Source organism: Ekhidna sp. ABH4_415, from assembly GCF_056161305.1.
In genome coordinates this window covers 54,944-72,729 of sequence record NZ_JBSWYW010000004.1, presented here as the reverse complement: position 1 = coordinate 72,729, position 17,786 = coordinate 54,944, and the positions used below count along the sequence as shown (strand labels likewise).

Here is a 17,786-nt window from a genome sequence, read left to right as displayed (position 1 = left end):
TCATTTTGATGCCTCCTTTCTTTCTTTAATCAGGTTGAAAATGAGTAGCCATGCTGCGAGTGTAAAAAACCCGCCAGCTGGTAAGATCATCACGACCCACTCCTGAAAGCCGTCGGGAAATAGCGAAAGACCAAAGAGGGTTCCGTTTCCAAGCACTTCTCTTACAGCTCCCAGACTAAAAAGTGCCAGCAAAAAACCAACTCCCATTCCTAATGCATCCATGATGGATTTGCCTAAGGTATTTTTTGAAGCAAATGCTTCTGCTCTGCTGAGAATAAGGCAGTTTACCACAATCAACGAAATGAATGCTCCCAGGCTTTTGTGCAAATCCACGCTGATGGCCTGAATGGTATAATCAGTAATCGTCACAAATGTGGCGATGATTAAAATGTACGAGGCAATTCGCACCTCCTTAGGGATGAAATTCCGTAACAACGAAACCAATGAGTTAGACATGAGCAGTACGAAAGCAGTGGCCAACCCCATTGCCAGGGCATTTTCGGCTGTATTAGAGACTGCCAATACCGGGCACATACCAAGCACCTGAACAAATACCGGATTCTCTTTCCAGAGTCCCTTGATGAACTCATCCGTTGATTTGGTTTCAATATTTGACACTCCGTTACTCATCGCTCTCATTTTGAAAATACGGCTGTTGCTTATAGACGCGTGGTACCCAGATGCTTGTGCTTTCACCAATGATGTTACCAATAGCTCGTGAAGAAATGGTTGCACCGGTGATGCCATCTACCTGCCATGGTTCAGATTTGGTTCCCTTCTTCACCGGAACTATCTGATTTATAAGGTCATCAGAGGAGTTATTTAAAGTGACATCTAAACTTTTAAAATTGTCAAGGAAGGCTGGGTCCTTCTCAATTTTATCTCCAAGCCCCGGGGTTTCTTTACTCTCAAGCACATAAAACCCAACCACCTTTTGTGTCGTTGGATCATACCCGTAAAGGATCCGAATGACATCAGCATACCCCTGACCGCTTGCCTCTATGGCGACCCCTTTAAATGCTCCGTTCGCATCATATCCTGCGTAAACGATCTGAGTGCTTCCTTCACGTGCATCTACAAACTGCCCATCCTCCCATGCAAATGCTTTGGTAGTTGATACTCCCGGCACCACCCTGAAGATCGCCTGCTCCAACGCTTCAGCACGTAATCGCTCTACCCTGGGTAAAGTGCCTTCATAGGTCAGCACAATCAGTAATCCGCATAGTATCCCGATACCAACCATTGCCCGAAGCATGGAGTAACTACTTGTCGCTGCTATGGTTTGTACCTCGCTCATCCTGAAGGTTGCTTTGAAGTTCCATACACTCGATACTGAATCAAGCGATCAATGTGAGGTGAGATGGCATTACCCAATAAAATCGCGTACATCACTCCTTCAGGTAGTCCACCCCAAATACGGATGACTACCACCAGTGTACCAATGATCACCCCGTAAAGCACCACCCCCAACGAGGTGATCGGGGAAGCGACCATATCGGTGGCCATAAATACCGCGCCCAGCATCAAGCCCCCTGAGAAAAGCATAAAGACTGGAGAAGGATATACCTGTGGGTCTGAGAGATACAAGGCCCCACTGAATACAAATACCGTTAACAGAATGGCAACCGGAATGCGCCAGTTCATGAATTTACGAACCACGAGGTATAGTCCCCCTAAAAGGATTAGTGCTGATGAGGTTTCTCCTACAGAACCACTCACCAAACCAAAGGCCAGGTCCATGCTATCTGTAGTTACTCCATCAAACTTGAACGCTGATAAAGGCGTGGCTCCAGACATTCCATCCACTACTGGTGTCATAAATGGAAATGTGAGTACTGAACCATTGATGGTGCTAAACCGATCCGGATGAAATGCGGTGTGCCATGTGGTAATTGCTACCGGAAATGCTGCCTGAAGTACAGCTCTACCCACCAGCGCCGGATTAAAGGCATTGTATCCCAGCCCACCGAAAAGAAACTTTCCCATTCCTATGGCTATCACTCCACCTAAGAAAGTCATCCATAAAGGGAAAATAGGTGGAAGGATAAGCCCAAGCAGGATGCCTGTAATTGCGGCAGACCAGTCAGAAACAGTAGAGGATTTGTTTGTAAGCCTGCAAAGCACATGCTCGGTCAATACACATGATGTAACAGCCGTTAGAATCACCAGCGCCGCATTGAATCCAAAAGAATAAATCGCGAAAATGACCATAGGCATCATGGCGAGTACCACATGAAACATGATGGTCTCCGTGCCTAAGCCCTTACTTAGATGGGGAGAAGTGCTGATATGAAGGGTTTGTGCTTTCATACGCTGGCTTTTCGTTTTCTCACAATCGACTTTGACAGCCTGAAATACTGCACCAATGGTATGTGTGAGGGACATATGTAGGAGCACGAACCACATTCAAAGCAATCCATCAGATGGTACTCTGCTGCCATCTTCTCGTAAGCTTCAAACTTGGCCAAGATGCCTAGCTTGGATGGGTTGAGCGACAATGGACACACATCTACGCAAGCACCACATTTAATGCAGGGATAAATTTTTTCTGATTGTGCCAGTTCTTTGTTTGTAAAGACCACAATTCCTGAAGTGCCTTTTACAATGGAGATATCCAGATTGGATACGGCCACTCCCATCATGGGACCACCCATATACACCTCACTTACCGGCTCTTCTACCCCTACCTGTTCCAGGACATATCGCAAAGGTGTTCCGATTGGGATGAGGTAGTTTCCTTTTTTCTTTACCCCGGGTCCGGTAATGGTGATCACGCGCTCCTGGATGCCACGCCCATGTGGGAGCAGGCGACCTATTTCTGCGGTGGTGGCCACATTCACAACCACAGCATGCACATCAATCGGAAGGCCACCGGACGGAACTTCCTTACCAAGAAGTGATGTAATGAGCATCTTTTCAGCTCCCTGTGGGTATTTGACAGGCACAACCTCAATGGATATCGGCAACTCTGGAGTCAGGAAATTGGATAAGAAATCAGCAGCATCTTTTTTGTTGGCCTCAATCCCGATGATTGCACGCTTTGCTCCGGTAGCCTTCAATAAGTACCTGATGCCCAAGAAGATGTCCTCTGGTTGCTCCAACATTACCCGATGATCTGTAGTCAGGAAGGGCTCACACTCTATCCCATTGATAATCAACGTGTCACAGTGTTTGTCTTCTGGTATTTTGAGTTTCGCGTGCGTTGGAAAGGCCGCTCCACCTAAGCCTACTATACCTGCATTTTGAATACCTGCCAATATTTCTTCAGGAGTAGCATCCAGTCCTACCGATTCACCTTCCATAACTTCCTGTGTGGAAGATGGGGCTGCCTCAAGGTATATGCCTGGAACCATTTTCCCACTGATGGTAGGAACATTCGCAATTTTTCGTATTCTTCCTGTCTCAGGTGCATGTAGTGGTACAGATAAATATCCATCGGCCTCTGCCAGCAGCTGACCTCTTACCACCTCTTGCCCCTCTCTTACAATCAACTTTGAAGGGTTTCCTATATTTTGGATTACAGGTATGATCAGCAAGGGTGAGAACGCAAATTGCCGGATAGGTAACTTGTTGGTCTGCTCTTTATTTTCAGGGGGATGTATCCCATGTTTAAAGGTATGTCGCTGTAATGTTAGCACCGGCTCAATTGTATTTCTCTCCTCGTTTTATCCATTTATCCACGTCCTTTTCGTTTCGATCTGCAGGAAGCCCCGGGTGTATGACCTGTGTGGTGCATTTTTCTGCCGCTTTTACAATGTCAGCATAAGGTCCTGCAGAAGGATCCTTGATGTAAGCTTTTTTGTCATCATTGTAAGCAAAAATCTGGGCGTTGATATTGATGCACTCATCACAGGAGGAACAGTCCTCTGTCTCCAGCCATGGGGCCATATAGCCATTGCTTGAATTGGCATCAGGCTTAGTCTTCTCTTCGGATTCTACCACTGGCTTTTCCTCTTTGGAGTCAACCCTTGTAGTGGTTGATGATGTGAGGTCTATATCAACATCACCGTTTGCCCCACTGGCAATTTTCATAAGCTTTTTAGCCATTTTTTGAATGACCTCCGATCGAATCTTACTTTCCAGATCAACCTGTTTTTCAGGCTGCTTATCCACTCGAGCCAAATCACGAATCATGATCCAGAAGTCTCGTCGTTCTTCACAGGCCTCTACAATGGTCTTGGCCACCAGAACCCTTGTCAATCGTTGTTTCTTATCTACTGCCCAGATATATGGAAACTTACCCACTCTACCCTCTTCATTCATTTCCAGAAACTCACTCAGCATCACCATGTTTTCATTCCAGGTTTCTCTTGGTGCATTTCTGAAGTGCTTTCTAAAGCGTGCTTCTGTGATTGCAAAATCAGCAAAGGTCATAGGCACTTCCATTTTCTTTTGAATGCCGTTTTCCAGGTAAATCAGCTGGTAAGTAGGCCATAAATCATCCATGGCAGGATTGCCGGACAGATCAAACGCTTCATGGGTTTTTACCCCTTCATCCGGATTGTACTTAAACACCGGATACGCCCGTGATTCTACCGCCAGTTTAGCCTGATTCACGCCCATGTCATCTCCCACGCCATGTTCAGGCTGACAGGTGGTATAGAGGTTGAATACCGCTGGTCGCTTCGTCATCAATCCGTCGATAAACCCCTCGATCATGTGGCTGGTATTGGCAAGGGTTCCTTGCATCACATAAGTGTTTCTATGTGCCATTGCGATCAAACCAATCTCTTTTCGTGGCTCAGGTTTACCCTTCCAGACTTTTCCATATTGTGCCATGTCTGAAATCTGACCAATGAAACCGGAAGTACAGGCTTGTCCACCAGTATTGGAGTATACCTGAGTATCTACAATAATCACTTTGATCGGCTTACCTGATGCCATCATTCGTGACAGGTTTTGAAAGCCTATATCATACATGGCCCCATCACCACCCAGAACAACTACCGGAGGGCACAATTGCCACTCCTCATCTGTAAATTGATTCCAAGTGAAGTATGTAAAGAAATCATCGTGTTCACCAGGTCTGTAGTTACCTTCAAGCTCCAATTCTGCTTTGCGAATGGCTTTGAATCCATCGGCCATTTTCGACATGTGACCTTCAAAGATTCCCATGGCCAGAGAGGCAGAATCCTGGAAAAGATGGTTAGCCCATGGGAACGGGTATGGATTGAACGGGTAGGTACTTCCCCATACAGAGGTACAGCCCGTGGCGTTGGTCATACCCATGGAGGTTCGTCCTTTGCCTGTTGTGCCTTCCGTATACTTCCATTTTAGTCGTTTTAGCTCTGAAAGTAACTTTGTGACGTCTTCCAACCATGCCTGATTTATAGGCTCACTTCCTTTTTCAGCTTCCAGCTTGCTCGTGATTCCGGAAATGGTGAGGTCTGAATCATGCGATTCTTTAAGAATTTTAGAAAGCGCATCTGTATCACTGATATTGACCGTGCCTATTAGTTTGTCCTGAATGTGCTTTTCAAGCTTTTGTATTAAATCCTCCAGGTGAGCCACATGCTTTTTAACACGTGGCTGCATCAGCGACTCCACAGTTGCCATAAACAAGTGAACCACCGATTTTTCGGAGCATCCCAGGCAAGCTCCATCTCCACTGGTGAAGCTGAGATAAGCTTCTTTATCAAGTAAAATGGTCTCTAAGGCGCCAATTTTTTCCTCTAAATCATCTACACGTTTATACTTATCGGGAGTGGTTGGCAGATCCATCCATAGGTCCCAGTCCTTCCTTAGTTTAGCAATGGAGCCTTCTGTTTGAATGATTGGTCGGAGGGCGTCATCATCGCAAACAGCGACACACTCCATGCACCCTTTGCAAGTATTTGGGTTTACGGTGATGCTCAGAAGCCCACCGCTATTCGCTGTATTTTTCTCATGTAAATCATAATACGGGCGGGTCAGGGCAAATTGGAAATCACCCAACTCATCGCTAAACCAATTCAATTCCTGGTTCAACGTTTCGTCTTTACCAGAATCTATTGCTTGTGCGATCACATCTTGGATGATGTTATTTACAGTAGCTCCGTTTTTGGATGCATTGAATCTTGAGCGGACCTCTCCTTCTAATTTTCTAATGGCTCGTGGGAGCTCTTGCAGCTTGCCGTGATTCTTCTTTACTCTCTTCACCACAGTTTCCAACACCTCCGATAGCTCATTCACCAAACCTGGAATGGCTGTATCAGGACATATGGTGTAGCAATTGCCACACGCAGTACAATTATTAGGTATCCATTCAGGATGCTCGAAACGTATACCTGTCATATCTCTAAAGACTGCAGATGCGGCGGGCATCACACTCAACCCGATAAAGGGGTCGGTGATGTTATCATTTCCCATACCTCGGGCATAAAAATTACCCGTTTGTTCCCAAAAACGATGAATATCACTCAGCTTGGATTTGCTTTGAGGGATGTCTTTCATCATAACAGGGAGCGGTAGCTCCGCATGTCCATTTGATTTATGGTCAGCCTCCTTTAGTACCTTCTCTGTGATTTCTCTTACTTCTGTAAACCCACGTTTTACCACGCGCATGTTATCATCCACTACGCGTTGACCTTTCGAACCAAACTTATGCTGGAGCTGATCTTCAATGGACTTAAGCAGCTGCTTATCATTCAAGCCTGCCGTTTGCATTAATGGTGAAGCGGCAAAAAAGGCACCCTGGAATGCAATCCCCTGCATGCGTAGTTGCAGCTCAGTATCCGTGGCTTCCTCTCTGGCTATTTTAAACCCATCGATGTAATGAATATGGATGTCGTTTTCGATAATGATCTTTTGATATCGTTTGGGAATATAGGCCCATACTTCCTCAGGGCTATTTTTATCACTTTGAATGATGAAGCACCCTCCTTTTTTCAGTCCGGCCAGTGCGTTGGTGTGTTTGAATACGTTGGGATCCGGGGATAATACAACGTCCACAAAAAAGTATTCACAGTTGATCCTGATGGGCTCAGGAGCTGCTGACAAGTAGTAAGTTGTTGGCTGTCCTTTTTTCTCTGAGCCATACTTAGGATTGGCCTTGATGTCATATCCAAGTAAATCAAATAGCGTCATTGCCAGGTTTTTACCGGTGGTAATGGCACCCCATCCGCCAATGGAATGAAAACGCACCGTGGTGGCCCCTTTTGGCATAAGGTTTGGATTTTCAGATCCTCGTACCGCAAGCTCCTTTACTTTAGGGTAGGCCTCAAGAATTTCTTCCTGGTGCGCACGCTGCTTTGGCGTAAAGGGATTTTCCCGGATGAAATCAATGGAGAGGTAGAACTGTTTTCTATGTTTTCCATCAGGTAGCATATTTTCTATAGCCCCTATGATCCCTTCTGCCTGTAAATCACGACTTCCCAATCCAAAAGAACCGCTGTAAATAGCAGGAGCTTCTTTATGCTGATAACTTTCAATTTCAGGATATGGATGGTTCTTTTTATGTTGTCCGTTTTCCAGGCATTTGGCAACTGTAGCTCGTAGTTCACGTGCAATCGGAAGATCGGCAGCCAATGGCTGATCCAATCGTTCCAGAACGACAACTCCTTTTTTTCCTTTGATAATTTTTGAAAGCAAATCAGAAGGAAATGGCCTGAACATAACCAGGTTAACAACCCCTACTTTCAGCTTTCGTGTGTCCCTTAAATAATCTACGACTACTTCTGCACTTGGGATAACACTCCCTTGTCCCAGGATGAGGTAATCTGCATCCTCTGCCTTGTACGTCATCACCCGCTGGTAATTTCTACCGGTCAGCTTACCATACTCTTCAAAAGCCTGATCCGAAAGTTCCTGAATGTGATCAAAAAAGAAAGGTCTTTGTGCAGCCACGCTTTGCATGTAAGAATCCTGATTCTGCACAATCCCTGCCATCACCGGGTTATCTACATCCCATATTTCCGGGATTCTTCTCCGTGTATCTCCATAGATCATCTGCTGTGCAGGTGTTGGTGTTTGGATGATATCGTCCGGTCTGCCCAGAAATTCTTTGATTAGCTCACGTTCAGGTATTTTCAGACTTTCAATCAGATGAGTTGTCAAAAAACCATCCTGAGCAACAATTCCAGGGGTCAATGCGAGCTCGGCGATTTTATGTGCCAGAATATTCAGGTCTGCGACATGCTGAGCGTTTTTCGCAAACAGTTGAAAAAAACCTGTATCATCAATCGCGTGGTAGTCGTCATGTCCTGCATGCACATTTAAGGTAGATTTGGTCATGGCACGTGCACCGATGTTCAGGACGTAAGTCAATCGCTTACCAACTGCGGCATACAGACTTTCATGCATATAGGCGATCCCCTGACCTGAGCTAAAATTCGCAGCTCGCTGACCTGTCATAGAAAGTCCGGCTGTCACTGCAGCAGCTGCATGTTCCCCTTCCGGTTCAATGAAGATGAGTGGCCGGTCAGAAATATTAAGGTGACCATTTGCAGCAGCTTCCGCCCAGTACTCACCCATTTGGGTGGATGGGGTAATGGGATATGCTCCTGCAGCATCTGAGGATTCACGCTCACACATAATTGCAGCAGTGTTTCCATCTAATGCTGCTCTTATGCCCGGATACTTAGGAGTGGATTGTTTTTTGCTCATCGGGATTGATTTTGAGTAGTAAGCTGGTTGACCATTTCTTTCGTTTTCTCAGCCATGTGATAGAAGTCTTCGGCCGTGTCCAAATTCATCCAGATGTCCTCCGTGTCGGTCGGGTGATAGAAGGGTGCCAAATGCAAGTCGTTAAACTGTGGGTTGACTTCCCTGCAATGAGTAAGCAATTCTTCTACCGTATGAGATTTTGGTATCTCTCTTCCATTTCGCATCAGGAAGGCACTCAAGTAATTTACAATCGAGCTGTGCGCATTTTTACAGATGCTGTAAGGAACCACATCCTCTTCCGGTTTGCAGCGTTCATTTTGTGCATTGCTTAGGTGAAGTTCAGCTTGTTCAAGTGTGGCATTAATCTTAGAATCCATATGCTATTTTTTTAAATAACCTCTCCAACGAAGCTACAAGCCACTCACATGATTAATTATGAGATTTATCAATGATGCGATTGATTTATGATATTCAATCATCACCAACACGATTTCCTTATCTGGTTTTAGGCGGCAATATTGCTTATATTGAAGGGCTAATTAGTGGGTGACCATAAGGGGTTAATGGTGTCTTAAAATCAACAGATGAAAGCAAACAAGATATTTTACTGGGTATTTACAGGACTGATAGGCCTTTGGATGCTTGTTCAGGGAGTGTTATTCATACTGGGCTTTAATGAGCCTTCACTTCGAGAAATGTTCGAAAATCTGGGTCATTCACCTCATATTATTCTCCCATTAGGTATAGCTAAAATACTTGCCGTGGTAGCAATAGTGATACGAAAATATGATGCACTCACGTATTTAGCGTACCTGGGGCTTGCGTTGGATTTTATCTTGGCTATTGTAGCACATGCTATGACTGATCAACAATACCTTGCTGCAATCATTGCCCTGGTTTTACTTTTGGGGTCATTCTTCTTTTATAGAAAAATTGATCCTGTTTCAAACTAATCGAATTGATATTCAACAAAGTAAATTCTGAGGAGATTTTACTGAAAAGTCTACCCTGAATTTTTCAAACACTAATCAGATGGTTTTTTACCAAACCCATGCAGGTTTTGCTCAGTAAAGTTCTTAGGAAACTTTTCCACTCCCGGAAAGCCAAGTTTGATGTCTTTGCCATCGTGCGGAATGTAGTTGGTCTTAAAGAGATAATCCCATAAGCTGAGGGTAAGTCCAAAATTTACGCCATATCTCCGCTCCTTTGGCAAGTGATAGGCATGATGCCAAATGTGCATCTGCGGGTTGTTGAAAATGTATTTCAATGGCCCCAGGTTGAGCTTGAAGTTGCTGTGATTGAAATGACCGACAGCCAGAGTGAAAATGTGTATGATAAAGAAATCCCTCAATCCAATACCGATTAGCGCCAATGGAATGTATTCAATGGTTCGATACACCACATTTTCCATCCAGTGATACCTGAGGTGTGCAGCGAACCCCATTTGCTCCACCGAGTGATGCACCTTATGAAATTCCCACAGAAAATCCACTCTATGAAGAAGTCTGTGTGTCCACCACTGCACAAAATCACGTACAACAAACCCGATTAACAGGTGTGACCACATGGGCCAGCTCATCACTTCAAAAGCCACCAGATTGGTTATTCCGACAGATTCCAGGAGGTTGTTAAAGAAGTTGACCACCACATTGGAGGCAGCATTGTAGATGATGAGTGAAAACAGGAAGAAATTGAAAAACATGTAGAAGAAGTCAAGCCAGAAGTCTTTCCGGAATCGGGGCTGATTTTCCCTCCATGGACGTATCAACTCCAGTCCATAAAAGAAGCCTGAAACACCAATGAGCCAGTAAAAGTAATTGTGCCAGCTGGGGTTTTTGATTTCGTTCCACAGGTAGTTAGCATACCCCTGATAGCTTTCGATGATGATGTTGATATATTCTTCCATGGCTTGTTTTCTTAATTAACTAATTCCGGTTGAAAATGATGGGTCCATTCTACCCAGGAACCGTCATAATTCTTAACATTTTTATGCCCTAATAATTCTGTTAACACAAAAAATGTATGAGTTGAACGTACACCTGAATGGCAATAGGTTATGGCTATATTATCACTATTCAACACATCTTTGTAAACTTTTTGCAATTCAGCAATCTCTTTAAAGCGATAATTGGTTTGATCAACCGCCTCCATCCAATCAATGTGTATGCTTCCCGGTATACGTCCTGCCCATTGGGCTCCTTTTTTAAGGTTTAATCCTTCATATTCATCTTTGGAGCGTGTATCCAATACAAGGAGTGACTCCTGATTGATCAATTCTGAAAGTTTATCCAGCAATATGTTATTCGAAACCAGTGAAGTGGCCGCAACCTCTGGAAACCTGAAATCGCCAGATGTTCGATAGGTCACCGTCTTAGTCAAACTATCCTGAAGCTTCCAGGCTTGTGTTCCTCCATTCAGAATGGCCATCCGGTCATATCCATACTGTTTGAGCACCCACCATAGTCGGGTTGCTTCACACGACCCACGGTTGTCATACAACACCATAAATGCGTCTGCAGGCACTCCTTTACGTTGCAATATTTCTTCCAAATATTTCTTATCAGGCATCATTCCATCATATTTAAATGATGGATTTTTAAGTTCTGAACGCCAGAGGTTTATAGCATTCGGCAGATGGCCTTCAAGAAAGTCTTCCGGACGTTGTAGATCGAGCAGGACAATGCTGTCTTGAGTATGGATTGATCTCAAGTCCACTGGTTCTATCAGATACTTAGAACTCGCAACACCGGTTACCATAGATTCCTTCGCCGGCGGATTGCATCCGACAATTACACAAAGGATGATTAATGGGATTACGTAATTATTCCAGTTCATACCACTCAATGTTTTCTAATTGCGCCCTCCTGCCCTTCTTTTTTGGTGCATAATTGTTTGCCAGATATTCAATAATAGGTACTTCATTATCTCCCAGATCCCACAGGTCCTGTGTCTCCTGCATCCATTGGATGGTGCCCTTCCATCCTGCTTCCGTCATGCGATTCTGAGTGATCAGCTTAGCGGAATGACAAGGTGTGCAGTTTTGAATGACCAAATCAAGTCCTTTATCATCAACCAATCCGGTTTGTACATGTATCCCGTTTACAAAATCCGGTGATTCCACCTTTTCTGATACAAGACGGGTGTTTTTAGGCTCATTGCTGAGCATATCATACCCCATATCCAACACGAGAACTAAAAGCAGTATCAAGGAAAAAATGGCAGCCTTTAGAATGGTAACCACTTGTTTCAGTATCCGGGTATATTGCCTGTTATCCATGTGTCGTTAACCAACTTTTACTGCAATGCGATGACATGCATTATTTAAGTATCCTTTTGGGTTCCAACCCGGAACAAGCATGGGCTGCATGTTCCCTTTGGAATCGGTGGCTCTGGCCCACACCTCGTAATATCCATTCTTTGGAAACGAAACCGTAGCGCTCCAGTGCTGCCATGCAAGACGGTTGACGGGCCTTTCCAGCTTACATTTCTTCCAGGATACGCCAAAATCGATGGAATAATGCACCTCGCTTACTTCTAATTCGCCTGCCCATGCATGCCCCCGAATATCCAGTGTTTTTTTTGATCCCAGTAAAGCACCAGACTTAGGGTAAGTGATGAGTGATTTTACCGGCATGGATTCAATGATGCACATGTTTTCATCCATTACCTTTTCGCCCGGTGCTACCGGCTCACATGGCACCCGATATGAGCTGCCTCCCATTTTAGCTCCATCATGTACTTTATTTCGAATACTCAGTCGATGCAGCCACTTTCCTGAAGCAGATGCAGGCCATCCACCAGCTACCAACCGAAGTGGATAACCATGTACCAATGGTATGCCTTCACCATTCATCTCATAAGCAATCAAGGTCTCGTCCATGGCTGCTTTGCTTATTGGTACACCTCTGGAAATAGGGTTTATGTCAGGACTTCCGCTGAGATGCATGTCTGTGCCATAGTAGCCGATGTACACTGCATCATTCTTCACTCCCACATCCTCCAGCAGGTCTCTAAGCCTCACTCCTGCCCAGTTGGCGCAGGAAACCGCTCCAATGGTCCATTGGTTGCCTTTTGCAGGTGGATCAAACTCACTCCTCCCATTGCCACCACATTCCAGCGTTAGCTGATAGGTGTGTTTTGGAAATCTTTTAAGATCTGATAGTGAATATGTTCTGGTTTTGAGAGCCGATTCACCATCGATAGTCAAGGTCCATTTTTCAGGATCTATGTCTTGTGGAATAAGGCCATTGTTCCTCACGAACATGCGTGAAGCCGGCGTGATCTTGTCATCCAGTATATGTGCTTGAGCTTCAGCATTCCATGGCTTATCGTTCAGCACAACCATGTCTGGATCTTTACTGAATTTTTCATGAAAATCATTCTGATCAAATACGATTGGAACATAATCCTTTGGCATCCACCTGCCAAATACGATAGGAACTCCAATAATACCTGAGAGTGCAGCCAGGCTACTCTTTTTAATGAATTCTCTGCGATTGGTTTTCAAAACAGCTGAGTTAATCCTTAAAAATACGGGCTTCTAACATATATAAATGTAACAATTGTTACCCTCGATTCTGAATAATTCAATTCGTATAATTTTGATCTGTCAAATTCATTGGTAGTCTAATTCGAATGAATTCAGGTATCTCTGAAATGGACCAATCCCGACTATTCCAAAGTCCCTAACGGCACAAGCATTCATCGGGCATTGATCTGCTTGAACAATCGAATCACGGCATTTTCATTCTTATTGATGATGTGGTCCTTCATCTTTGAAAATGTAGCGGACAAAGAGAATGATACCAACCAGTGTGGCTAATAGAAGTATAGTCAAGAGCATAACCTGCAAGTTAGTGTACCTGCGGGTTTCATGCTTAATAATGCGGTAAACGATGTTTTATTCTTCCGTAAACGTATGTCCCTAGCGTGGCTGAGGCAATAGCAACAAGAAATACGCCTAACCCATTTCCCACCAGGATAAATAATGGACCAGGACATGCACCTGTTAGCGCCCACCCCATTCCAAAGATGATTCCACCATATAGGTAGCGTTTGATTCCACGTGCCTTTGGTTCGATCTCAATGAGTTTTCCATCGATGGATTTGATCTGTTTGTGCTTGATGATCTGTATAATGATAATACCAAGTATTACCGAAGAACCAATGATTCCATACATGTGAAAGGATTGGAAGCGGAACATTTCATAAATCCGGTACCATGATATGACCTCCGCTTTAGAGAGCGTGATACCGAAAATGATTCCAAAGAAGATAAATTTTAAAAACTTCATGGTTTTTATTTTAAAGAGCTAATAAATATGGCGTAACCAGATATGTAATCAGTAGACCTCCAATGAAGAATCCTACTACTGCGATAAGGGATGGTTTTTGCAAATCACTCAGTCCGCTGATGGCATGACCTGAGGTACAGCCACCCGCATATCTGGCACCAAAACCCACTAAAAACCCACCTAAAATGACTACTATTAACCCCTTAGTAGTCATTAAGTTATTCCATGTAAAAAGTTCTTCTGGCACAAGATATTTACCGGGGTTTTCAAATCCCAATTCCTTCAACTCATCAATGGTATTTTGAGAAATGGAAACATGATCTGCACCCATAAAATTATTAGCGATAAACCCTCCAATTAATAGCCCGACCACAAAGACCAGGTTCCAGCTTTGAGCTCGCCAGTTAAAATCAAAAAAGTCGCAATGCTTTCCAGCTCCCATTACTGCACACATACTTCTCAGGTTACTACTTAATCCAAAGCGCTTACCTGAAAGTAGCAGACTTAGCATTATCAAAGCAATAAGCGGCCCTGCCACGTACCAAGGCCATGGGTTATATATGAATTCCATAAAATCCGATTGTATTTTAAATGTTATAGTTGATTAGAAGTACAGTCCTTTCCGTCACTCTCAGTTAGTAAACATTACTGATTACTTATTTTAGCGTTGTTGGACAAACGTAATTTGTGGTTGGGATATCTGTATCTTTAATCGCTTTAAACCCCCCCGCAACATCTACGAGGTTGTGGAATCCACGTGATTTAAGAATAGATGCTGCGATCACTGAACGGTAACCTCCGGCACAGTGAATGTGGTATGTTTTACTTTCATCCACTTGTTCCATGTTTTCACTGATAAAGTCCAGTGGAAGGCTTTCAGCATCTTCAATGTGCTCTGCCTCAAATTCACCCGGTTTTCGCACATCCATCACATGTAGATTACCTGCTTTGTAGGCTTCAGCAAATGTGTCAGCAGAAATAGATTCCAGAGTTGCTATATCCTTACCTTCTTTTTTCCATGCATCTAATCCTCCGTTTAGGTATCCGAGGGTATTATCATAACCTACACGAGATAAGCGGGTGACTACTTCTTCTTCCCTGCCTTCATCTGCGATGAAAACGATGGGTTGTTGTAGGTCCGGAATTAACGCCCCTACCCATGGAGCGAAGTTCCCATCTATTCCGATGAAAATGGAATTTGGAATGTGTCCCTTCACAAAATCATTCTGATTTCTGGTATCCAATACCAGGGCTCCCTCATGATTAGCCATTGCTTCGAATGTCTCCGCATCCAGCGGCACTTTTCCCTTTTCCAGCACTGAATCAAGGCCTACTGTTTCTGATTTATTCATGGCCACATTTTGAGCGAAGTATTGAGGTGGCGGAAGTAGTCCATCGGTTACTTCTTTGACAAACTCTTCCTTGGTCATATCAGATCGAAGAGCGTAGTTCGTTTTTTTCTGGTTGCCCAATATGTCAAACGTCTCCTTACTCATGTTTTTACCACACGCAGAGCCAGCTCCATGAGCAGGATATACAATCACATCGTCTGGTAGAATCATGATTTTTGATCGCAAGCTTTCGTACAGCATTCCAGCCAGATCATCTTGGGTTAAATCTCCCTTTTGAGCTAGATCTGGTCTACCTACATCACCAATAAATAATGTGTCACCACTGAAAATGGCATGCTCTTTTCCGCTTTCATCGATGAGCAGATAGGTGGTACTTTCCAACGTATGACCAGGTGTATGCAAAGCCTTTATCTTGATTTTTCCCAGCGTAAATTCTTCTCCGTCCATAGCTTCATGAAAATCAAAATCTGCTTTGGCCTTTGGTCCATAAATGATCTTCCCTCCTGACTTCTTAGCCAGATCTACGTGTCCTGAAACGAAATCAGCATGAAAGTGCGTCTCAAAAATGTATTTAATCTTTGCACCTTCCTTTTCAGCCTTTTTCAAGTAAGGAGCTGACTCTCTCAGTGGATCAATGATCGCTGCTTCTCCTTCACTTTCAATGTAGTAAGTACCTTGTGCAAGGCATCCGGTATATATCTGTTCGATGTTCATATCTCGATTATTTCTTTGACAAAAATACGACGCTATTAGGTTCAGGTTTGTAACATTTGTTACGCTTTCACATTTGTTTGAAGCGTCACTTTTTTATAAGGATCTTTTGCGTTTGTTAATGCGTTTTCAACCGCTTCACTTAAACTCAAAAATAGATTTTCTTTTCCTATGGTTTTAGTTAGTCCGGTCTGTTTCATGGTATCTCTCACAGGTCCAATGACATCACAGAAAACCATCCTTACTCCTTTCTGGTTCAATTCCTCCAGCAGATTATGCAGTCCGTCTGCGGCAGTAGCATCCAGATGGCTAACTGGACCTGCATCAATTATGATTTCTTTAGTTTCGGGTTCTACATTGAGGAGCTGTTGAATATAATCTTTGATTTCCTGAATGTTGATAAAGCTGAGCGGTGCGTCGATGCGAATGATCACCAGGCCTTCCCAGGTTTCCAGATCACTGAAGCGAGTAATATTTCGAAATTCGTGATGTCCTTTTATTCTTCCCAGTCGCGCAATGTGGGGATAGGCGGCACGATAAAGGAATAGCAGAATGGAAAGAATAATCCCTGTAACAATTCCGACAACCATTCCAATATTAAGGGTTACCAGGAACGTAAAAAGCAGCACAAGGAACTCTTTTTTACTTTCTCTCCAGAGTTTTTTAGCATAGCTCAAATCAAAAAGATTGCTGACTGCCACCATGATGATTGCCGCGAGAATGGAATGAGGCAAGAAATAAAACAGAGAGGTAAGAAAAATAAGTGTTATAGCAACAATGATTGCACTTACGATTGAGGATAACGGAGTGTTAGCGCCTGCCTGATGGTTTACTGCAGTTCGGGAGAAACCGCCTGTGACAGGATAGGCTTGAAATAGCGATCCGATCAGGTTGGCGGCTCCAAGTCCAATGAGTTCCTGGTTTGGAATTACTTTATGATCTCGCCTTTTCGCTTCAACTGCTTTAGCTACAGAGAATGCCTCCATGAAAGCCACCACCGAAATAGTAAACGCAAGAGGCAACACCTTTCCAAACTGACCCAATGAAAATTCTGGTAGCTGCAATGAAGGAAGCCCTTGTGGTATGTCCTGAACGATGCTTACACCTACATGATCTAATCGTAATAAATAGACAATCACGGTTCCTAATACAACAGCAATCAGTGCACCTGGTATGTTTTTGTTAACAAGTTTGAGAGACTTAATAAGGATAATAGCTGCAATACCTATAATAAATGTTATGACATGTGTTTCATCCACTTGCTTTGCACTGTTGATCACTACTTCGTAAAACCGATTACTTTTCGCGATATCAGTGCCTAAGAGGTATTTAAGCTGATTAAATCCAATAATCAATGCGGCAGCAGAAGTAAAGCCACTGATGACAGGCTTTGAAAGTAAGTTGGTTATAAAACCCAATCGGAAAACACCTAATAGCAATTGAAAAGCACCCATGAAAAAGGCGATTAGGATGGCAAAAGCAATATAACTTGCTGATCCCTCAGTAGCCAAAACAGAAACTCCAGCGGCAACCAGTAATGAATCCATGGCTACAGGTGCCACAGAAAGCTGTCTTGATGTGCCTAACAGTGCGTAAATAATCTGAGGTACAATTGAGGCGTATAGTCCATATACCGGGGGTAATCCGGCAATCAATGCATAAGCCATTCCCTGTGGTATGAGCATGACTCCAACAGTGAGCCCGGCAAAAAGATCTCCGTTCAAATCGGCCTTCTTGTAAGATGGAAGCCATTGAAGGATTGGAAAAAGTCTTTGGATTAGGTTCATATCAGGCCACAAAAGTAGCAGACCTCAAGATAGCTGCTTGTAACCTTTGTTACACATTT

15 protein-coding genes are annotated in these 17,786 nt (G+C 43.8%); 1 reads left to right on the top strand and 14 read right to left on the bottom strand.

The window, feature by feature from the left end; translation table 11 throughout:
• The 6 genes from rsxE to ACXAH9_RS07630 are packed head-to-tail and all read right to left on the bottom strand — an operon-like array spanning position 1 to position 8,960.
• Entirely contained in the window at positions 1-630 is a 630-nt protein-coding gene (rsxE, locus tag ACXAH9_RS07655; protein WP_474894271.1) for an electron transport complex subunit RsxE, read from the bottom strand.
• A complete protein-coding gene (locus ACXAH9_RS07650) occupies positions 623-1,297 on the bottom strand; it encodes an RnfABCDGE type electron transport complex subunit G (RefSeq protein ID WP_474894270.1) in 675 nt (224 codons plus the stop codon). Before ACXAH9_RS07650 ends, rsxE begins: the two co-directional genes overlap by 8 nt.
• Complete coding sequence (locus ACXAH9_RS07645; RefSeq protein WP_474894269.1) at positions 1,294-2,310, bottom strand: RnfABCDGE type electron transport complex subunit D; 1,017 nt, start codon at positions 2,308-2,310, stop codon at positions 1,294-1,296. The genes ACXAH9_RS07650 and ACXAH9_RS07645 overlap by 4 nt, the downstream gene beginning before the upstream one ends.
• On the bottom strand, positions 2,307-3,638 hold the full coding sequence (gene rsxC, locus ACXAH9_RS07640; protein ID WP_474894268.1) for an electron transport complex subunit RsxC: 1,332 nt from the start codon (positions 3,636-3,638) through the stop codon (positions 2,307-2,309). The genes ACXAH9_RS07645 and rsxC overlap by 4 nt, the downstream gene beginning before the upstream one ends.
• Positions 3,639-3,642: 4 nt before the next feature.
• Positions 3,643-8,583 carry a 2-oxoacid:acceptor oxidoreductase family protein gene (locus tag ACXAH9_RS07635; protein ID WP_474894267.1) on the bottom strand — a complete coding sequence of 1,647 codons (4,941 nt, stop codon included), beginning with the start codon at positions 8,581-8,583 and terminating at the stop codon, positions 3,643-3,645.
• Positions 8,580-8,960: a HEPN domain-containing protein gene (locus ACXAH9_RS07630; protein ID WP_474894266.1), complete on the bottom strand. Its 381-nt coding sequence runs from the start codon at positions 8,958-8,960 to the stop codon at positions 8,580-8,582. The genes ACXAH9_RS07635 and ACXAH9_RS07630 overlap by 4 nt, the downstream gene beginning before the upstream one ends.
• A gap of 207 nt (positions 8,961-9,167) precedes the next feature.
• Here ACXAH9_RS07630 and ACXAH9_RS07625 point away from each other — a divergent pair, with 207 nt between their 5' ends.
• Positions 9,168-9,536, top strand: coding sequence for a DoxX family protein (locus tag ACXAH9_RS07625; RefSeq protein ID WP_474894265.1), 369 nt, complete (start codon positions 9,168-9,170; stop codon positions 9,534-9,536).
• A 71-nt stretch (positions 9,537-9,607) separates the two neighbouring features.
• Here the strand turns inward: ACXAH9_RS07625 and ACXAH9_RS07620 are convergent, their stop codons facing one another.
• The 8 genes from ACXAH9_RS07620 to ACXAH9_RS07585 all read right to left on the bottom strand — a co-directional run bounded on the left by ACXAH9_RS07620 (position 9,608) and on the right by ACXAH9_RS07585 (position 17,727).
• Entirely contained in the window at positions 9,608-10,489 is an 882-nt protein-coding gene (locus ACXAH9_RS07620; protein ID WP_474894264.1) for a sterol desaturase family protein, read from the bottom strand.
• 11 nt (positions 10,490-10,500) lie between these two features.
• Positions 10,501-11,418 (bottom strand): sulfurtransferase, encoded by a 918-nt coding sequence (locus tag ACXAH9_RS07615; protein WP_474894263.1) that lies wholly within the window; start codon positions 11,416-11,418, stop codon positions 10,501-10,503.
• Positions 11,405-11,860 (bottom strand): cytochrome C, encoded by a 456-nt coding sequence (locus tag ACXAH9_RS07610; RefSeq protein ID WP_474894262.1) that lies wholly within the window; start codon positions 11,858-11,860, stop codon positions 11,405-11,407. Before ACXAH9_RS07610 ends, ACXAH9_RS07615 begins: the two co-directional genes overlap by 14 nt.
• 6 nt (positions 11,861-11,866) lie before the next feature.
• Complete coding sequence (locus ACXAH9_RS07605; RefSeq protein ID WP_474894261.1) at positions 11,867-13,090, bottom strand: sulfite oxidase; 1,224 nt, start codon at positions 13,088-13,090, stop codon at positions 11,867-11,869.
• A gap of 370 nt (positions 13,091-13,460) precedes the next feature.
• Positions 13,461-13,877 (bottom strand): DUF6691 family protein, encoded by a 417-nt coding sequence (locus ACXAH9_RS07600; protein WP_474894260.1) that lies wholly within the window; start codon positions 13,875-13,877, stop codon positions 13,461-13,463.
• A 10-nt stretch (positions 13,878-13,887) separates the two neighbouring features.
• Positions 13,888-14,448, bottom strand: coding sequence for a YeeE/YedE family protein (locus tag ACXAH9_RS07595; RefSeq protein ID WP_474894259.1), 561 nt, complete (start codon positions 14,446-14,448; stop codon positions 13,888-13,890).
• An 85-nt stretch (positions 14,449-14,533) separates the two neighbouring features.
• On the bottom strand, positions 14,534-15,943 hold the full coding sequence (locus tag ACXAH9_RS07590) for an MBL fold metallo-hydrolase (RefSeq protein WP_474894258.1): 1,410 nt from the start codon (positions 15,941-15,943) through the stop codon (positions 14,534-14,536).
• Between the two features lie 59 nt (positions 15,944-16,002).
• Complete coding sequence (locus ACXAH9_RS07585) at positions 16,003-17,727, bottom strand: SulP family inorganic anion transporter (RefSeq protein WP_474894257.1); 1,725 nt, start codon at positions 17,725-17,727, stop codon at positions 16,003-16,005.
• Positions 17,728-17,786: the final 59 nt, after the last annotated feature.

Excerpts from the sequence above, each read along its gene's own strand:
- ACXAH9_RS07585 (WP_474894257.1), bottom strand. The coding sequence starts at position 17,727 with ATGAACCTAATCCAAAGACTTTTTCCAATCCTTCAATGGCTTCCATCT.
- rsxE (WP_474894271.1), bottom strand. The coding sequence starts at position 630 with ATGAGTAACGGAGTGTCAAATATTGAAACCAAATCAACGGATGAGTTC.
- ACXAH9_RS07630 (WP_474894266.1), bottom strand. The coding sequence starts at position 8,960 with ATGGATTCTAAGATTAATGCCACACTTGAACAAGCTGAACTTCACCTA.
- ACXAH9_RS07595 (WP_474894259.1), bottom strand. The coding sequence starts at position 14,448 with ATGGAATTCATATATAACCCATGGCCTTGGTACGTGGCAGGGCCGCTT.
- ACXAH9_RS07620 (WP_474894264.1), bottom strand. The coding sequence starts at position 10,489 with ATGGAAGAATATATCAACATCATCATCGAAAGCTATCAGGGGTATGCT.
- ACXAH9_RS07650 (WP_474894270.1), bottom strand. The coding sequence starts at position 1,297 with ATGAGCGAGGTACAAACCATAGCAGCGACAAGTAGTTACTCCATGCTT.
- ACXAH9_RS07600 (WP_474894260.1), bottom strand. The coding sequence starts at position 13,877 with ATGAAGTTTTTAAAATTTATCTTCTTTGGAATCATTTTCGGTATCACG.
- ACXAH9_RS07625 (WP_474894265.1), top strand. The coding sequence starts at position 9,168 with ATGAAAGCAAACAAGATATTTTACTGGGTATTTACAGGACTGATAGGC.
- ACXAH9_RS07635 (WP_474894267.1), bottom strand. The coding sequence starts at position 8,583 with ATGAGCAAAAAACAATCCACTCCTAAGTATCCGGGCATAAGAGCAGCA.
- ACXAH9_RS07610 (WP_474894262.1), bottom strand. The coding sequence starts at position 11,860 with ATGGATAACAGGCAATATACCCGGATACTGAAACAAGTGGTTACCATT.
- ACXAH9_RS07645 (WP_474894269.1), bottom strand. The coding sequence starts at position 2,310 with ATGAAAGCACAAACCCTTCATATCAGCACTTCTCCCCATCTAAGTAAG.
- ACXAH9_RS07590 (WP_474894258.1), bottom strand. The coding sequence starts at position 15,943 with ATGAACATCGAACAGATATATACCGGATGCCTTGCACAAGGTACTTAC.
- ACXAH9_RS07615 (WP_474894263.1), bottom strand. The coding sequence starts at position 11,418 with ATGAACTGGAATAATTACGTAATCCCATTAATCATCCTTTGTGTAATT.